This is a genomic window from Nocardia sp. GCM10030253 (assembly GCF_042675075.1).
GTDB lineage: Bacteria > Actinomycetota > Actinomycetes > Mycobacteriales > Mycobacteriaceae > Nocardia.
On the sequence record NZ_JBHTDL010000016.1, the window covers coordinates 148,966 to 165,220 of the forward strand.

The following is a 16,255-nucleotide window of genomic DNA, read 5'->3' on the forward strand; positions in this document are numbered from 1 at the left end:
GTGTGGGGCCGTTTACGGTCGTCGTCAACCCCGAGGCCAATTTATGAACAATTGGTTTCCAGCTGTTGACAGACCCCCGAATCGGGTTGACCATTTGTTGCGTAATGCGATTGCGTTGCGTAGTAAGCAACATCGGAGGCATGCCTTGGCTCACCCGAAAGTTGTCATCATCGGAGCCGGAATCGTCGGGACATCGCTGGCCGATGAAATAACCTCGCGCGGTTGGACCGACGTCACGGTGCTGGAGAAAGGTCCGCTGTTCCTAACCGGCGGATCCACCTCGCACGCACCGGGATTGGTGTTCCAGACGAACTCGTCCAAAACAATGACCGAGTTCGCCCGCTACACCACCGAAAAGTTTCTGGCGCTCGATCATCCGGACGGTTGGGTGTTCAACCCGGTCGGCGGACTCGAAGTGGCCACCACCCCGCAGCGCTGGCAGGACCTGCACCGCAAAGCCGGCTGGGCGCAGTCATGGGGAATCGAGGGCCGCCTACTGGACCCGGCCGCGTGCGCCGCGCTGCACCCGCTGCTCGATGTAGACCGGATTATCGGCGGATTCCACACTCCGACAGACGGTTTGGCTAAGGCCCTGCGTGCGGCGGAGGCACAGGCGCGACTCGCGACGGCACGTGGCGCCACTTTCCGCCCGAACCAGGAAGTGCTCGGCATCGTCGAGCGCGGCGGGCGGGTGGTCGGGGTGGAAACCGCCGACGGCGTCATCGACGCCGACATCGTCATCTGCGCCGCCGGTTTCTGGGGCGCCGAGGTGGCCAAGCAGGTCGGGCTCGTCGTGCCGCTGGTTCCGATGGCGCACCAATACGCCAAGACCGGTCGGATCGCCGCGCTCGAGGGCCGCAATACCGAGCGCGGTGAGGCGGGTCTGCCGATCCTGCGGCATCAGGATCAGGACCTCTACTTCCGCGAGCATGTCGACCGGATCGGTATCGGCTACTACGGGCACAAGCCCATGCCGGTGGATATGTCCACGCTGTCTGCCGTGACGGCAGGCTCGGTGATGCCGTCCATGCTGTCGTTCACCGATGAAGACTTCGCCCCCGCGTGGCACGAATCCATCGAACTGCTTCCCGCACTGGGTGATTCGAAGGTGGAAGACGGTTTCAACGGGATCTTCTCGTTCACCCCCGACGGCTTCTCGATCATGGGCGAGCATCGGGACCTGGCCGGGTTCTGGGTTGCCGAGGCGGTGTGGGTCACCCACTCGGCGGGCGTCGCCAAGGCGACTGCCGAGTGGATCATCGATGGCGCGCCGCAGACCGACGTGCACGAGTGCGACCTGTACCGCTTCGAAGATGTGGCCCGCAGCGACCGCTTCATTCTGGAGACCAGTTCGCAGGCGTTCGTCGAGGTATACGACATCATCCATCCGCACCAGTACCGAACGGCCCTGCGCGGATTGCGGACCAGCCCGTTCTATGCCCGGCAGCAGGAACTCGGCGCCTACTTCTTCGAGGGCGGCGGCTGGGAGCGGCCCGCCTGGTATGCGGCCAATGCCGAACTGGCGCAGCGTCTTCGCGCCGAGGGCGTGCCTTTCCCCGAGCGCGACGACTGGTCGGGCAATTTCTGGTCGCCGATCTCCATCGCGGAAGCCCGCTGGACCAGGGAGCGGGTGGCGATGTACGACATGACGCCGCTGACCCGCTACGAGATCGCGGGCCCCGGCGCGCTGGAGCTGCTGCAGCGACTCACGACGAACAATCTGGACAAGAGCGTCGGCTCGGTCACCTACACGCTGCTGCTCGACGAGAACGGTGGCATCCGTAGCGATCTCACCGTTGCCAGGCTCGCGCCGCAGCGATTCCAGGTCGGCGCGAACGGTCCGCTGGACTTCGACTGGTTTACCCGCAATCTGCTGGCCGCCAGCGAAAACAACGCCGCTGGCGACAGCTCGCAGGTCGCTCGAAACAACGCCGCTGGCGACTGCTCGCAGGTCGCTCGAAACAACACCGACGGTTCGGTGACGCTACGTGACATCACCGGCGGCACCTGTTGTATCGGCATTTGGGGACCGATGGCACGAGATCTGGTGCAGCCCTTGTGTTCCGACGATCTCTCCCATCAGTCCTTCAAGTACTTCCGTGCACTCCAGACCTATCTCGGCGCGATTCCCGTGACGATGATGCGTGTCTCCTATGTCGGGGAGCTCGGCTGGGAGATCTACACGACGGCCGAATACGGCAGTGCCCTCTGGGATCTGCTCTGGGAGGCGGGGCAGGCGTACGAGGTGATCGCGGCGGGCCGCATCGCATTCAACAGTCTGCGCATCGAAAAGGGTTACCGCGGTTGGGGAACCGATATGACCACCGAGCACCTACCCGCTGCCGCAGGCCTGGATTTCGCGGTCCGCATGAACAAGCCCGATTTCGTCGGCAAGGCCGCGCTGGAGCAGGCGGCGCCACCGTCGAAGATCCTGCGCAGCATCGTGTTCGACAGCCCGTCGATGGTTGTGCTCGGTAAGGAACCCGTCTATGTGCGCGGGGCATGCGCGGGATACATCACCAGCGCGGCCTATTCCGCCACCATCGGCCGCAGCATCGCCTACGCCTGGCTGCCCGCGGTCATCGGCCCGGGCAACGTGGTCGAGGTCGAATACCTCGGCACCCGCTATACCGCCGTCGTGCACCCCGAGCCGGTGGTCGACCCCGAAATGTCCCGGATCAGGAGGTAGCGAAATGGCTACTGCGACAAACGGATACGACGTCATCGTGATCGGTCTCGGCGGTATGGGCAGTGCCGCCGCCTATCACCTCGCCGCCCGTGGGCAGCGGGTGCTCGGTCTGGAGAAGTTCACCCCCGCACACAACAAGGGCTCGAGCCACGGCGGTTCCAGGATCATCAGGCAGTCCTATTTCGAGGACCCCGCGTACGTGCCGCTACTGCTGCGGTCCTACGAACTGTGGGAAAAGCTCGCCGCCGACAGCGACCGCGAGGTCTTCCGGCTTACCGGTGGCCTGTTCCTCGGCCCACCCGACTGCCTGACAGTCGCGGGCAGCCTGCGCGCGAGCCGCGAATGGTCGCTGCCGCACGAGGTGCTCGATGCCGCCGAAATCCGGCGGCGATACCCGAACTTCACCCCGGACTCCGACGATATCGGGGTCTACGAGGACAAGGCCGGATTCGCCCGCCCCGAGCTGACCGTGCAGGCGCATATCGACCTCGCGCTGCACTCGGGTGCGACGCTGTCGTTCGGTGAAGAGGTGCTCGACTGGGCGGAGAACGGCTCCGGCGTGACGGTGACGACCGCAAGAGCCACCTACCACGCCGACCAGCTCGTCATCTGTCCCGGTGCGTGGGCTCCAGAACTGCTGGCGCAGTTCGGCATCCCGATCACCATCGAACGGCAAGTGCTGTACTGGCTCGACCCGATCGGCGGCACAGCCGCTTTCGAAGACCAGCCGATCTATATCAGCGAGAACAGTTCCGGCCAGCAGATCTACGGCTTCCCCGCCATCGACGGACCCGACGGCGGCGTGAAGACAGCATTCTTCCGCAAGGGCATCGAGTGCACACCGGACACCATCGATCGCGTCGTGCACCCGCACGAGATCCAAGAGATGCGCGATCGCGTCGCCGAATTGGTTCCCGCCCTGGACGGCCCGTGCGTGCACTCCGCGACCTGCATGTACTCCAACACCCCCGACCAGCACTTCGTGATCGCCCGCCATCCCGATAGCGCGCGGGTGACCGTCGCCTGCGGTTTCTCCGGCCACGGCTTCAAGTTCGTTCCGGTGGTCGGGGAGATCCTCGCCGATCTGGCCATCGACGCGAAAACCGCTCACCCCATCACGCTTTTCGACCCGCAAAGGTTGGTGACCAATGACAACAGCATCGCGTAGCGATTCCATGGGGGGTGGCGGTCGGGCGACGGGCGGGCCGACCGCGGACATGCCGGTGCAGACGCCGCCGCTGATCCCGACCCTCGGTGGCAAGTGGTACGTCGAGGATTCGATCTTCGCGGCCGAACAGGAACGCATCTTCGAGCAGATGTGGTTCTGCGCGGTCCGAGCCGCCGATCTCGCCGACCCGGGCCAATTCAAGAAGGTCCAGGTCGGCCGCGAGAGCGTGCTGATCGTGCGCGGCCGCGACGGTGCGCTGCGCGCGTTCCTGAACATCTGCCGCCATCGCGGCGCCATGCTGTGCACCGAAGACGAGGGCCAGGTGCGGCGCAACCTGCGCTGCCCGTATCACGCCTGGACCTACGGGCTGGACGGGAAACTCGTCGCCGCACCCAACATGGCCGCACTCAAGGACTCCGCGGGCACGGACATCGACCGGGTCGCCTATGGCCTTGTTCCGGTGGCGCTGCGTGAATGGCTCGGCTATGCCTGGGTCTGCCTCGCCGACGAACCGCCGTCGTTCGAAAGCGACGTGATCGGCGCGGTCACCGAACGGCTCGGCACCGCGACCGCGATCGACTCCTACGACATCGACAACCTGCGGGTCGGTCGCCGCGTGGTCTACGACGTCGCGGCCAATTGGAAGCTCATTATCGAGAACTTCATGGAGTGCTACCACTGCGCGACTATCCACCCCGAGCTCACCGAGGTGCTGCCCGAGTTCGCCGACGGCCTCGCCGCCCAGGTCTTCGTCGGCCACGGCGCCGAATTCGGTCCGGAGATCGCCGGGTTCACCGTCGACGGCTCGCCGGGGTTCGACCGCCTGCCCGGGGTGAGTGCCGAGCAGGACCGCAGGTACTACGCGATCACGATTCGGCCGACGGTCTTCGTCAACCTGGTCCCTGACCACATCATCTTCCATAGGATGTATCCGCTGGCAGCGGACCGCACGGTCGTCGAATGCGACTGGCTCTACACCGGTGACGTCGTCGCCGAAGGTCGCGACGTATCCCGCTCGGTCGAGCTGTTCCACCGCGTGAACGAACAAGATTTCGCGGCATGTGAGCGAACCCAACCCACGATGTCCTCACGTGCTTACCGTGACGGCGGGGTACTGGTCCCGGCCGAGCACCACATCGCGGAGTTTCACGAATGGCTGCTCGCACGCATCGGCGACATGAGGTGACATGACATGAACGGTGACTCGGACCTGCTCATCGACGGCGCGTGGAGCCATGCCTCCGACGGCGGCCAGCGGCAGATCATCAACCCGGCCGACGGCTCGGTGGTGGCCAGTGTGGACGAGGCAACGCCGGAGGACGCGCGCCGAGCCGTAGCCGCCGCACGGGCTGCCTTCGACGACGGAGCCTGGGCCGCCACACCGGTCACCGAGCGCGCGGCGCTGCTGCTGCGGATCGCGGATCTGCTCGAGCGCGACAAGGAGCGGCTCGCGCATCTCGAGACGGTCGATACCGGCAAGACGCTGGTGGAGAGCCGGATAGACATCGATGATGTGATCTCGGTATTCCGCTATTACGGGGGTCTGGTCGCGATGCAGGCCGACCGGCTCATCGACGTCGGCGACCCGACCGTGATCAGCCGCGTGGTCCGCGAGCCGATCGGGGTCTGCGTGCTGATCGCCCCGTGGAACTATCCGCTGCTGCAGATGTCGTGGAAGATCGCGCCGGCGCTGGCCGCGGGCTGCACGATGGTCGCCAAGCCGAGCGAGGTGACCCCGCTCAGCACCATTGCCTTCGTCCGCCTGGCCGAGGAAGCGGGCGTGCCGCCGGGGGTGCTGAACCTGGTGCAGGGCAGCGGTGCGGTGCTCGGCGCGGCGCTGACCGACAACCCGGACGTGGATTTCATCTCGTTCACCGGTGGGCTCGCGACGGGGCGGACGATCTCCGAGGTCGCTGCCAAGCACGTCACGAAGGTCGCGGTGGAACTCGGTGGCAAGAACCCGCACATCGTGTTCGCCGACGCCGACTGGGAGAGCTCGGTCGATCAGGTGCTGACCGGTGTGTTCCTGCATTCCGGCCAGGTGTGCTCGGCGGGCACGCGGCTCATTATCGAGGAGTCCATCGCCGACGACTTCGTCGCCGAACTGGCGCGGCGGGCCGAGCGGATTCGCATCGGCAACGGCCTCGACCCGGCCAGTGAGACCGGTCCGCTGGTCTCCGAGCAGCATCGGGCGAAGGTGGAGGGCTATGTCGAGCTCGGTATCTCCGAGGGCGCGAAACTGGTGACCGGCGGCGTTCGGCCGAGCGACCCGGCGCTTGCCGCGGGCAGCTTCTTCCTGCCGACCATCTTCGACAACTGCGATCGATCGATGCGAATCGTCCAGGAGGAGACGTTCGGCCCGATCCTCACGGTGGAGCGTTTCCGTACCGAGGCCGAGGCGATTCGCCTCGGCAACGACACCGAGTACGGCCTCGCGGGCGGCGTGCGCACCGCGGACCCGGCGCGCGGCGAACGCATGGTGCGCGCGCTGCGACACGGCACGGTCTGGCTCAACGACTTCGGCTACTACACGGCGGCCGCGGAATGGGGCGGGTTCAAGAAGTCCGGCAACGGCCGCGAACTCGGCCCGACCGGACTTGCCGAATATCAGGAAATCAAACACATCTGGCACAACACGGCACCGAAGCCGGCGGAGTGGTTCAAGGGCGTCTGATCCAAGTTTCGATCTCGGCCGGGCAGCCCGTACCGGCCAGCACCGCGAAAGGCACGGTAGCAATGGTAGTCAGGGAACACAGTGTGTCCGATGACAATGGGATGGAGGATTTCGGCTACAAGGAATCGCTCGACCGAAGTATCGGAAAGTTCGCCAGCTTCGCGGCAGGCGTCAGTTACATTTCGATCCTCACCGGAACTTTTCAGCTGTTCTATTTCGGTTTCGGTACCGCGGGTCCCGCCTATCTATGGTCGTGGCCTTTGGTTTTCATCGGTCAGCTCGCTGTCGCACTGTGCTTCATGGAGCTTGCCGCGAAGTATCCGGTCGCCGGTTCGGTGTACAACTGGTCCAAGGCGCTCGGCAGCAGAATCGTCGGGTGGTCGTCGGGCTGGCTGATGCTGACCGCGTCGATCGTGACACTGGCCGCGGTGGTACTCGCTCTCCAACTGAACTTGCCGCGATTGTGGAGCGGCTTCCAGTTGATCGGTGACGGCAGCGGTGAATACGACTACGCCACCAACGCCGTGGTGCTCGGCACGATCATGATCGTGTTCACCACCATCGTGAATGCGCTGGGTGTGCGGCTCATGGCCATGATCAACAGTGCTGGCGTGTTCATCGAACTCATCGCCGCAGTGCTGATCGCGATCATCCTGGCGGCCAACTGGACTCGCGGCCCGCAGGTGTTCTTCTCCACCCACGGCTACGGTGCCGGGGAGGCCGGTGGGTACCTCGGCGCCTTCCTGGTGGCCTCGCTCGCTTCCGGCTATGTGATGTACGGCTTCGATACCGCGAGCTCGCTCGGTGAGGAGACGGTGGAGCCGCGCCGCACCGCGCCGAAGGCCATCCTGCGCGCGGTCCTCGCATCGTTCGTGATCGGCGGCGCGATCCTGGCGTTCGCGGTGATGGCGGCCCCGGATCTCGACGACCCGAAGGTCGGCAGCTCGAGCGGCGGCCTGCAATACATTGTCGAACAGGTGATGTGGGGTCCGCTCGGCACCATCTTCCTGTGTTGCATTGTGATCGCGGTGACCGTGTGTTCGCTGGCCGTACACACCGCCGCGATCCGGTTGACCTTCGCTATGGCCCGCGACAACGCGCTGCCCTTCGGTGAGAAGCTCGCCCGCGTGCATCCGAAGACGCAGACCCCGGTGGTGCCCGCGGTGTTGATCGGCGTGCTCGCCGCGCTGATCCTGGTGGTCAATATCGGTCAGCCGAAGATCTTCACGGTGCTGACCTCGATCGCGATCATCATGATCTACCTGGCCTATCTGATGGTGACCGGGCCGATGCTCAAGAAGCGGCTGCAGGGGCAGTGGCCGCCGAAGGATCTGAAAGAGGGTGGCTACTTCTCGATGGGCCGCTGGGGCATGATCGTCAATATCGTCGCCGTCGGGTGGGGCATCGGGATGGCGTTGAACCTGGCCTGGCCGCGCGAGGCCGTGTACGGCACGCCCTGGTACAACACCTGGGGCGCGTTCGTCTACATCGGTGCGATCCTCGGTGCCGGGCTGCTCTGGTACTGGGCAAGGGGACGCAAGAGCATCGGAACCCTTGCCTCGCACGCAGCAGTGTCCAAGGAGGCGGATTCGGATGTCTGACAACGTATTCGACTACGTGATCGCGGGTGGCGGCACCGCGGGATGTGTACTCGCCGCCCGGCTCAGCGAGGATCCGGACGTATCGGTGTGCCTGCTGGAGGCAGGACCGTCCGACGTCGGCGACTACAACATCCTCGAGCTCTCGGAGTGGATGCATCTGCTCGATTCCGGGTACGACTGGGACTATCCGGTCGAACCGCAGGAGCGTGGCAACAGCTATCTGCGCCACGCCAGGGCGAAGGTTCTCGGCGGATGTTCCTCGCACAATTCGTGTATCGCGTTCTGGCCGCCTGCCGAGGGCCTGGACGAGTGGGCCGCGATGGGTGCGAAGGGCTGGAACGCGGCCGAAGTGCTGCCCTATGTCGCGCGGGTGGAGAACAATGACGCACCGGGTGAGCAGCACGGCCGCCACGGTCCGGTCCGGCTCCGCGACGTCCCGCCCGTCGATCCGTGTGGTGCGGCGGTGCTCGAAGCCGCCGCGCTGGTGGGGTTGCCGACGGTCGAATTCAACCGTGGCACCACGGTTCGCAACGGCGCCGGATGGTTCCAGATCAATTCCGACGAGGACAACATCAGGATGTCGTCCTCCCACGCCTACCTGCATCCGGTGCTCGAATCACGGACCAATCTCTTTGTGCGCACCGGGTGCTGGGTCAGCGAGATCCTGTTCGACGATGCCCGCAACGCCACCGGCGTGCGGTACCAGCGGCCGGATCTCACCGGGTACGACACGGTGTCGGCGCGGCGCGAGGTGATCGTCACCGCCGGTGCCATCGATACGCCGAAGTTGTTGCTGCTGTCGGGCATCGGGCCCGCCGATCATCTACGCGATATCGGCGTTCCGGTGCTCGTCGATGCTCCCGGCGTCGGTTCGAACCTGGACGACCATGTCGAAGGCCTGGTGTTCTGGGAGGCCGCGCGGCCGATGGTCACCACCTCGACACAGTGGTGGGAGATCGGGCTGTTCGCCACCACCGACGAGATGTTGCGGCTGCCGGACGTGATGATGCACTACGGCAGCGTGCCGTTCGATATGAACACCCTGCGCCGCGGCTATCCGACCACCGACAACGGTTTCTGTCTGACACCCAACGTCACACAGGGTCGCTCCCGTGGCACCGTCCGGCTGCGCAGCCGCGACTTCCGGGACCGGCCCAAGGTCGACCCAAGGTACTTCACCGATCCGGAGGGGCACGACGAACGCACCATGCTCGCCGGAGTCCGGTTGGCGCGCAAGATCGCCGAGCAGAAACCGCTGCGGGACTGGGTCGCCAGGGAACTCGCACCAGGCCCGGACGCGACGACCGACGACGAACTGCTCGACTACATTCGCACCACGCACAACACCGTCTACCACCCGGCGGCCACGGCGCGAATGGGGGCGGCCGACGATCCGATGGCAGTGCTCGATCCCGAACTGCGGGTGAAAGGTGTGTCCCGATTGCGGGTCGTCGACGCGTCCGCGATGCCGAAATTGCCCGCGGTGAACCCCAATATTACTGTCATGACCATGGCAGAGAAGTGCGCGGACCTCATACGGAAATCCTGAGTCGGTGTCATTTCGAGCGACCTGCAATCAGTCGCAATCAGAGGTGCCGAAAGAGGGTGAGCTAGCGGCATTTCTCGCCGACCACGCGCCGTTCCAGTCGATGACGCCGCCCGAGCTCGATCAGCTCGCGGCGGCTTCTTCGCTGCACGAGTTCGCGGCGGGCGCGGTGATCATGGACTACTCGGCCCAGGTGCCCGACGACATCTGGATGCTGTGGACCGGCGGCGTCACACTGCAGGGCAGCGGCGACGGCGTACCGATCGATACCGTCGAGCCCGGCGGAATTTTCGGCTACGTTCCGCTGCTCACCGGCGGCAGCGCCGACTTCGTCGCGCGGGCGGCCGAACCGAGTCTGCTGATCCGGCTGCCTGGAGCCTTGGTACGGGCCCAGTTCGCCCAACCCGCCGGTCTCGCCTTCCTCGCGACCTCGGCGTGGAAGACTGGATCCGGCAATCGAACTCCGACTGCACCGGTACTCGGCAGCCGACCGGTCGGCGAACTCGTCTCCGGCACCGCGGTTTTCGTCACGCCGGACACCAGCGTGCGCGACGCCGTCGTGCGGATGACCGAGCAGCGCGTCTCCTATGTGCTGATCCGGTTGCCGCGGGGCGAATTCGGCATCTTCACCGACCGTGATCTGCGTACCAGGGTGGTGGCGGCCGGGCTGCCGGTCGAGGTGCCGATCTCCCGCGTGATGAGCGCTCCGGCCCGCCGGGTAACCGCGGACCTGACCGCCGAGACCGTGCTGATGGAGATGCTCGAATGCGGGCTGCGGCATATGCCGGTGCTGTCCAGGCGGGGCGAGGTGCTCGGCGTGCTCGAGGACGCGGACCTGCTCGCGGCCTCGGCCAGGCAGAGTTTCGTGCTGCGCCGTTCGATCGCCGCGGCCGCGGACGCGACCCAGTTGCAGCGGGCCGCGCGCGAGATCACCGGTACTGTCGTCGACCTGTTTCGTAATGGCACCAAGGCGTCGGCGACCAGCGGCATCCTGTCCGTCGTTATCGACTCCGTGGTCCGCAAGGCGCTCGAGTTGGCGCTGGCCGAGATCGACGAGGCGCCGAGTGACGGGTTCGCGTGGTTGACGCTCGGCAGTATCGCCCGACGCGAGGCGATGCCGTCTTCGGATGTGGACAGCGCACTGTCTTGGACCGACGAATTATCCTCGGCCAGTGGGCAACTCCGTGCCGTCGCCACGCGGGTGCACAGCATCCTCGACGCCTGCGGGTTGCCCGCCGACAGCAATGGCGCGATCGCCGCGAAGCCGAAGTTCTCCCGGTCCCGCTCGCAGTGGGCGACGGCAGCCGAGGGCTGGCTGGATGATCCGCTGCAGGATCGGGGACTGATCCTGTCCTCGCTGCTCATCGACGGGCGCGTGGTGTGGGGCGAGGAAGCGCTGCACACGGTGCCCGCCGCATTCCGGAGGATGCGCGACGAACACCCGAACGCGCTACGCCTGCAGCTGCTGGACGCGTTGTCCGGGCGGGTGCGGACGCGCTCGCTGCGCGATGTGCTGTCCCGGCGCGGCGGGACGTTCGATCTGAAGAGCCATGCGCTGGCTCCTATCGTCAACCTCGCCAGGTGGGGCGGGCTGGTGGCGGGCGTGACCACGGCGTCGACCCCGGTGCGGTTGGCGGCCGCCGCGAATGCGGGTGCGCTCAGCGAGCGTGATGCCACCGTTCTCACCGAGGTCTTCGTCATGCTGCAGCGCATGCGGATGGTCCATCAGGTCGAACAGCTCTCCGCCGGTCACAGCCCAGGCGACATCATTACGATGTCCGAACTTTCGCCGCTCAATCGCAGCCTGCTCAACGATGCGCTGCGGGAGATCGCGGTGGTGCAGCGACGCGTCGGCAGCATGGGAGCGGCAACCACCTAGAATGGCGATCGAGATGGCAACTCGAGACGGCGAGGACAACGGGCGGACGGCTGCGGTGCAGTCCGTCGACCGAGCGCTGCTGGTCATGGAGATTATCGCCAAGCTGGGGCAGGCGGGCGTCACGGAGATCGCGGCCGAACTCGGTGTGCACAAATCTACCGTCTCGCGGCTGGTCGCCGTGCTGGAATCGCGCGGATACGTCGAGCAGCTCTCCGAGCGCGGCAAGTATCGGCTCGGCTTCTCCATCGTCCGGCTCGCCGGATCCACCAGTGCGCAGGTCGACCTCGTCGGGCAGAGCCAGGGCGCGTGCAACGAGCTCGCGATCGCCTCGGGTGAGACGACCAATCTCGCTGTCCTGGACGGCAATCGGGTCATCAATATCGTCGAGGCGATGGGGCCGGGCTCGATCGCGCTGCGGTCCTGGGTGGGGCAGAGCTGTCCGGCGCACGCCACCTCCAGTGGCAAGGTGCTGCTCGCGGGTCTCGCGCCGAGCGAGATGCGCAAGCGGGTGGGCGCCAAGCTCGAGGCGTTCACCGACAACACCCTCACCAAGGTCGCCGACCTCGCCGCCCAGCTCGTCGAGGTGCGCGAGAACGGCTGGGCCAGTGTGCGTGAGGAGCTCGAGATCGGGCTGAATGCCGTCGCCGCGCCGGTATACGACAGCAGCGGTACGGTCGTTGCGGCCCTGAGCGTTTCGGGCCCCGCATACCGTCTCGGCCCCGACCGTTTCGCTCACGCCGCCGACCTGGCCATCGCAAGCGCCGCGGGCATCAGTCAACGCCTCGGCTACCTCGACTGACCACCCCAGCGGCCCTCGCGAAAAACGGCCGCACCGTTTATCGGTACGGGCGCCACAAGTGCTGCGAACCCCGATAAATAGTACGGATTCACGGGAGGCGCGGGGGTTGGGGGTTTCGTGTTGACAAGGGGTGAGGGCGGCTCGATACTTGGTTGCGTATAGCGGGACTGTTGCGATTTGCGCAACTTGTTGCGTTATATGGAACTGAATAGTCGCCGTTGACGCGTAGCGGGAGATCTCCACGGATTCGTGGGGAGCCGAAGGAGCAAATCCTCCCGGGAATCTCTCAGGCCCAGTACCGCTGCGCACAGGCAACTCTGGAAAGCAGTGCGCACGCACTCGCCGACGGGGCAAACGCGCAGTGTCCGAATTAACACAGTGCGTGAAACTCTCAGGCCATTGGACAGAGCGGGAGGAGCCACCTACGCGCATGCGTCGACGAAAGGCTCCTCATGGCCGAACCTGTCACCTCCGTCCGATCCGAGCTCGACGCGCCGCTGCGCGAATTCGATCCGCGCGTCGCGGATTTGATCGATCGCGAAATCGACCGACAGCAACGCGGTCTGGAAATGATCGCCTCCGAAAACCACGCGCCGCTCGCGGTCATGCAGGCGCAGGGCTCGGTGCTCACCAACAAGTACGCCGAGGGCTATCCCGGCCGCCGCTACTACGGCGGGTGCGAGCACGTCGACGAGATCGAAACACTGGCGATCGACCGGCTGCGCGCGCTGTTCGGCGCCGAATACGTCAATGTCCAGCCGCATTCGGGTGCGCAGGCCAACGCCGCGGCGATGCACGCGGTGCTGCGGCCCGGCGATGGCATCCTCGGGCTGGCGCTGGACCACGGCGGACATCTCACCCACGGGATGAAGATCAATTTTTCTGGTCGGCTCTATGACGTTGCGGCCTACCACGTTCGGGCCGAGGACCATCTCGTCGACATGGACGAAGTGCGCAGGCTCGCGCACGAGCATCGCCCGAAGCTGATCGTGGCGGGCTGGTCCGCCTACCCACGGCACCTGGATTTCGCCGAATTCCGTCGGATCGCAGACGAAGTCGGCGCATATCTGATGGTGGATATGGCGCACTTCGCCGGTTCGGTCGCGGCGGGACTGCATCCCTCGCCCGTCCCGTACGCGCATATCGTCACCTCCACCACCCACAAAACCCTCGGCGGTCCACGTGGTGGATTCATCCTCGCCGTCGAGGAATTGGGCAAGAAGCTGGCCTCTGCGGTCTTTCCCGGACAGCAGGGCGGGCCGCTCGAGCATGTGATCGCGGCGAAGGCTGTCGCTTTCAAGATGGCGGCCGAACCGGCGTTCCGTGATCGCCAGGAGCGCACGCTCGCGGGTGCGCGGATCCTGGCCGACCGGCTGCTCGCCGAGGACTGCCGAGCGGCGGGGATCAGTGTGGTAAGCGGCGGTACCGACGTACACCTGGTACTGGTCGACCTGCGTGACTCCGAGCTCGACGGTCAGCAGGCGGAGGATCGGCTGGCCGAGATCGGAATCACGGTGAACCGCAACGCGGTTCCGTTCGACCCGCGACCGCCGATGGTGAGTTCCGGGCTACGGATCGGAACACCGGCGCTGGCCGCGCGTGGCTTCGACACCGAGGCGTTCATCGAGGTCGCCGATATCATCGCCGCCGCTTTGCGCGCGGCACAGCCGGTCGAAGAGTTGGGCATGCGGGTCGATGCGCTGGTGCGCCGGTTCCCGCTGTACCCCGGTCTGCGCGGTTCGGCATGACGGTCAGCATCTTCGACCTGTTCCGGGTCGGCATCGGGCCGTCGAGCTCGCACACGGTGGGGCCGATGCGCGCGGCCGACCGCTTCATCGAGTACCTCAAAACTGAGGGCCAGCTGCACAATACGGCCGCGATTCGAGTCGAGCTGTACGGATCGCTCGGCGCGACCGGGCGTGGACACGGCAGCATCGAGGCGATCGTCGCCGGGTTGTCCGGCGAGCGTCCGGAGACCGTCGATCCGGCGGTGGTGGTCGCCACCACGTCCGAAGCACGGGCCACCGGCACGTTGCGGCTCGGCGGGGTGCACCCGATCGTCTTCGCCGTCGACGACGACATCGAGCTGCTCTGGCGAATCCGGCCGGCCTTTCACAGCAACGGCATGATGTTCCGCGCGGCCGACGCCGGAGGACAGGTGCTCGTCGAGCGTCGGTTCTACTCCGTCGGCGGCGGTTTCGTGCTGGACGAAGCCGAGATCGACAGCCCCGCCGCGGCGACGACGGCGGTCCCGTACCCGTTCGGCTCGGCCGCGGATTTGCTCGCCCGCACCAGCGCTACCGGGCAGTCCATCAGCGACCTGATGTTGGCCAACGAAATGACCTGGCGCAGTCCGGATCGGATCCGGACCGACCTGCTCGAGATCTGGAAGGTCATGCAGGACTGCGTCCAGCGGGGGACGTCGACGGCGGGTGTGCTGCCGGGCGCACTCGCCGTTCGACGGCGTGCGGCAACGCTGCACGATCGCTTGAATGTCGAAGCCGACGACACCGACCCGCTCCGCGCGATGGAGTGGGTCACGCTGTTCGCCATGGCCGTCAACGAGGAGAACGCCGCGGGCGGACGCGTCGTCACTGCCCCGACGAATGGTGCCGCGGGCATCATTCCCGCTGTGCTGCACTATGTTCAGCGGTTCGTCACCGGTCCGAGCGACGACAGCGTCATCGATTTCCTGTTGACCGCGGGTGCGATCGGGCAGCTGATCAAGGAGAACGCGTCCATCTCCGGCGCCGAGGTCGGTTGCCAGGGCGAGGTCGGCGCGGCCTGTGCGATGGCGGCGGCCGGGCTCACCGCCGTGCTCGGCGGCACGCCCGAACAGATCGAGAACGCCGCCGAGATCGGCATCGAGCACAACCTAGGCCTCACCTGCGATCCGATCGGCGGGCTCGTGCAAATTCCGTGCATCGAACGCAACGGCGTCGCGGCGGTCAAGGCGATCACCGCGGCTCGCATGGCGATTCGCGGCGACGGCGTGCACCACGTGTCCCTCGACAAGGTCATCCAGACGATGCGTGCGACGGGTGCGGACATGCTGGACAAATACAAGGAGACCTCGCTCGGCGGCCTCGCGGTCGCCGTCGTGGACTGCTGAGCGCTGGATCCTGTCTCGAAAGTAGTCCCGCCACACCAGCCATCTTCGGTCGCGACAATCCCTACAACGTCACCACAGCCAGTCTTCATGTGGGAAGTCGACACCGCGTCCTCGAGTTGAAATCTCTACAACGTCACCACAGCCAGTCCTCACGCTGGAAGCTGTGTGCCTGCCTCCCCAGGTTGCGGAAGAGAAAGTCGGGTACCGCACACGACGTGCCCAGCACTGCCTTGATAACCACCCCAACGCAACCTGTTCTTCCTCACCGGGCCGAGTGGGGTGCGTTCCGGGAACGAACCCACCACGATGGCATCCCCGGAAGGTGCGCCTACCCGGGTATTACCGGGCAGTGCTGGGCGCGTCGGGTGCCGTACCCGGCTTACCTCCCGCAGTCGGGTGCGTGGTGTCGAGTTCCGGCGTGGTCATCTGGCTGTGGTGGCGTCTCGAGCAGTGATCCACCGGCCGTCAGACCACCTCACACCCCGTGTTAGGACCTCGCACCCCGTATACCGGGTGTCCGGTTGGGGCAGGGGGTGTTGGCACCACTCGGGGTGGGGTCGGGGTCGGGGGTAGGCGTCGTTGGTCGCGTTCGTCAGGTGCTTGCTGGGCGTGTCGGGTGCCGTACCCCGGCTTACCTCCCGCAGTCGGGTGCGTGGTGTCGAGTTCCGGCGTGGTCATCTGGCTGTGGTGGCGTTCTCGAGCAGTGATCCACCGGCAGTCGCACCGCCTCACACCCCGTGTCCCGACCTCGCACCCGGTATATGGGGTGTTTGGTTGGGACAAGGGG

At 65.9% G+C, this 16,255-nt stretch carries 10 protein-coding genes and 1 riboswitch; all 10 genes read left to right on the forward strand.

Features of this window, described 5'->3' with window-relative positions; all coding sequences use genetic code 11:
* Window positions 1–145: 145 nt before the first annotated feature.
* The 10 genes from ACFQZZ_RS32725 (at window position 146) to ACFQZZ_RS32770 (ending at window position 15,468) form a co-directional block, all read left to right on the forward strand.
* The gene (locus ACFQZZ_RS32725) at window positions 146–2,689 is read left to right on the forward strand and encodes an FAD-dependent oxidoreductase (RefSeq protein WP_378688565.1); all 2,544 of its coding nucleotides are present in this window, start codon (window positions 146–148) and stop codon (window positions 2,687–2,689) included.
* Between the two features lie 4 nt (window positions 2,690–2,693).
* Window positions 2,694–3,857 (forward strand): N-methyl-L-tryptophan oxidase, encoded by a 1,164-nt coding sequence (solA, locus tag ACFQZZ_RS32730; RefSeq protein ID WP_378688568.1) that lies wholly within the window; start codon window positions 2,694–2,696, stop codon window positions 3,855–3,857.
* Between the two features lie 49 nt (window positions 3,858–3,906).
* Window positions 3,907–5,043, forward strand: coding sequence for an aromatic ring-hydroxylating dioxygenase subunit alpha (locus ACFQZZ_RS32735; protein WP_378688612.1), 1,137 nt, complete (start codon window positions 3,907–3,909; stop codon window positions 5,041–5,043).
* A 6-nt stretch (window positions 5,044–5,049) separates the two neighbouring features.
* Entirely contained in the window at window positions 5,050–6,531 is a 1,482-nt protein-coding gene (locus ACFQZZ_RS32740; RefSeq protein ID WP_378688571.1) for an aldehyde dehydrogenase family protein, read from the forward strand.
* A gap of 62 nt (window positions 6,532–6,593) precedes the next feature.
* Window positions 6,594–8,132 carry an APC family permease gene (locus ACFQZZ_RS32745; protein WP_378688574.1) on the forward strand — a complete coding sequence of 513 codons (1,539 nt, stop codon included), beginning with the start codon at window positions 6,594–6,596 and terminating at the stop codon, window positions 8,130–8,132.
* Complete coding sequence (locus ACFQZZ_RS32750; RefSeq protein WP_378688577.1) at window positions 8,125–9,681, forward strand: GMC family oxidoreductase; 1,557 nt, start codon at window positions 8,125–8,127, stop codon at window positions 9,679–9,681. The genes ACFQZZ_RS32745 and ACFQZZ_RS32750 overlap by 8 nt, the downstream gene beginning before the upstream one ends.
* 100 nt (window positions 9,682–9,781) lie before the next feature.
* Window positions 9,782–11,557, forward strand: coding sequence for a putative nucleotidyltransferase substrate binding domain-containing protein (locus tag ACFQZZ_RS32755; protein ID WP_378688614.1), 1,776 nt, complete (start codon window positions 9,782–9,784; stop codon window positions 11,555–11,557).
* A gap of 13 nt (window positions 11,558–11,570) precedes the next feature.
* The gene (locus ACFQZZ_RS32760) at window positions 11,571–12,356 is read left to right on the forward strand and encodes an IclR family transcriptional regulator (protein WP_378688580.1); all 786 of its coding nucleotides are present in this window, start codon (window positions 11,571–11,573) and stop codon (window positions 12,354–12,356) included.
* A 307-nt stretch (window positions 12,357–12,663) separates the two neighbouring features.
* A riboswitch (glycine riboswitch) is annotated at window positions 12,664–12,773 on the forward strand.
* A gap of 35 nt (window positions 12,774–12,808) precedes the next feature.
* Window positions 12,809–14,104: a serine hydroxymethyltransferase gene (glyA, locus tag ACFQZZ_RS32765; protein ID WP_378688583.1), complete on the forward strand. Its 1,296-nt coding sequence runs from the start codon at window positions 12,809–12,811 to the stop codon at window positions 14,102–14,104.
* Window positions 14,101–15,468: an L-serine ammonia-lyase gene (locus ACFQZZ_RS32770; RefSeq protein ID WP_378688586.1), complete on the forward strand. Its 1,368-nt coding sequence runs from the start codon at window positions 14,101–14,103 to the stop codon at window positions 15,466–15,468. The genes glyA and ACFQZZ_RS32770 overlap by 4 nt, the downstream gene beginning before the upstream one ends.
* Window positions 15,469–16,255 lie beyond the last annotated feature (787 nt).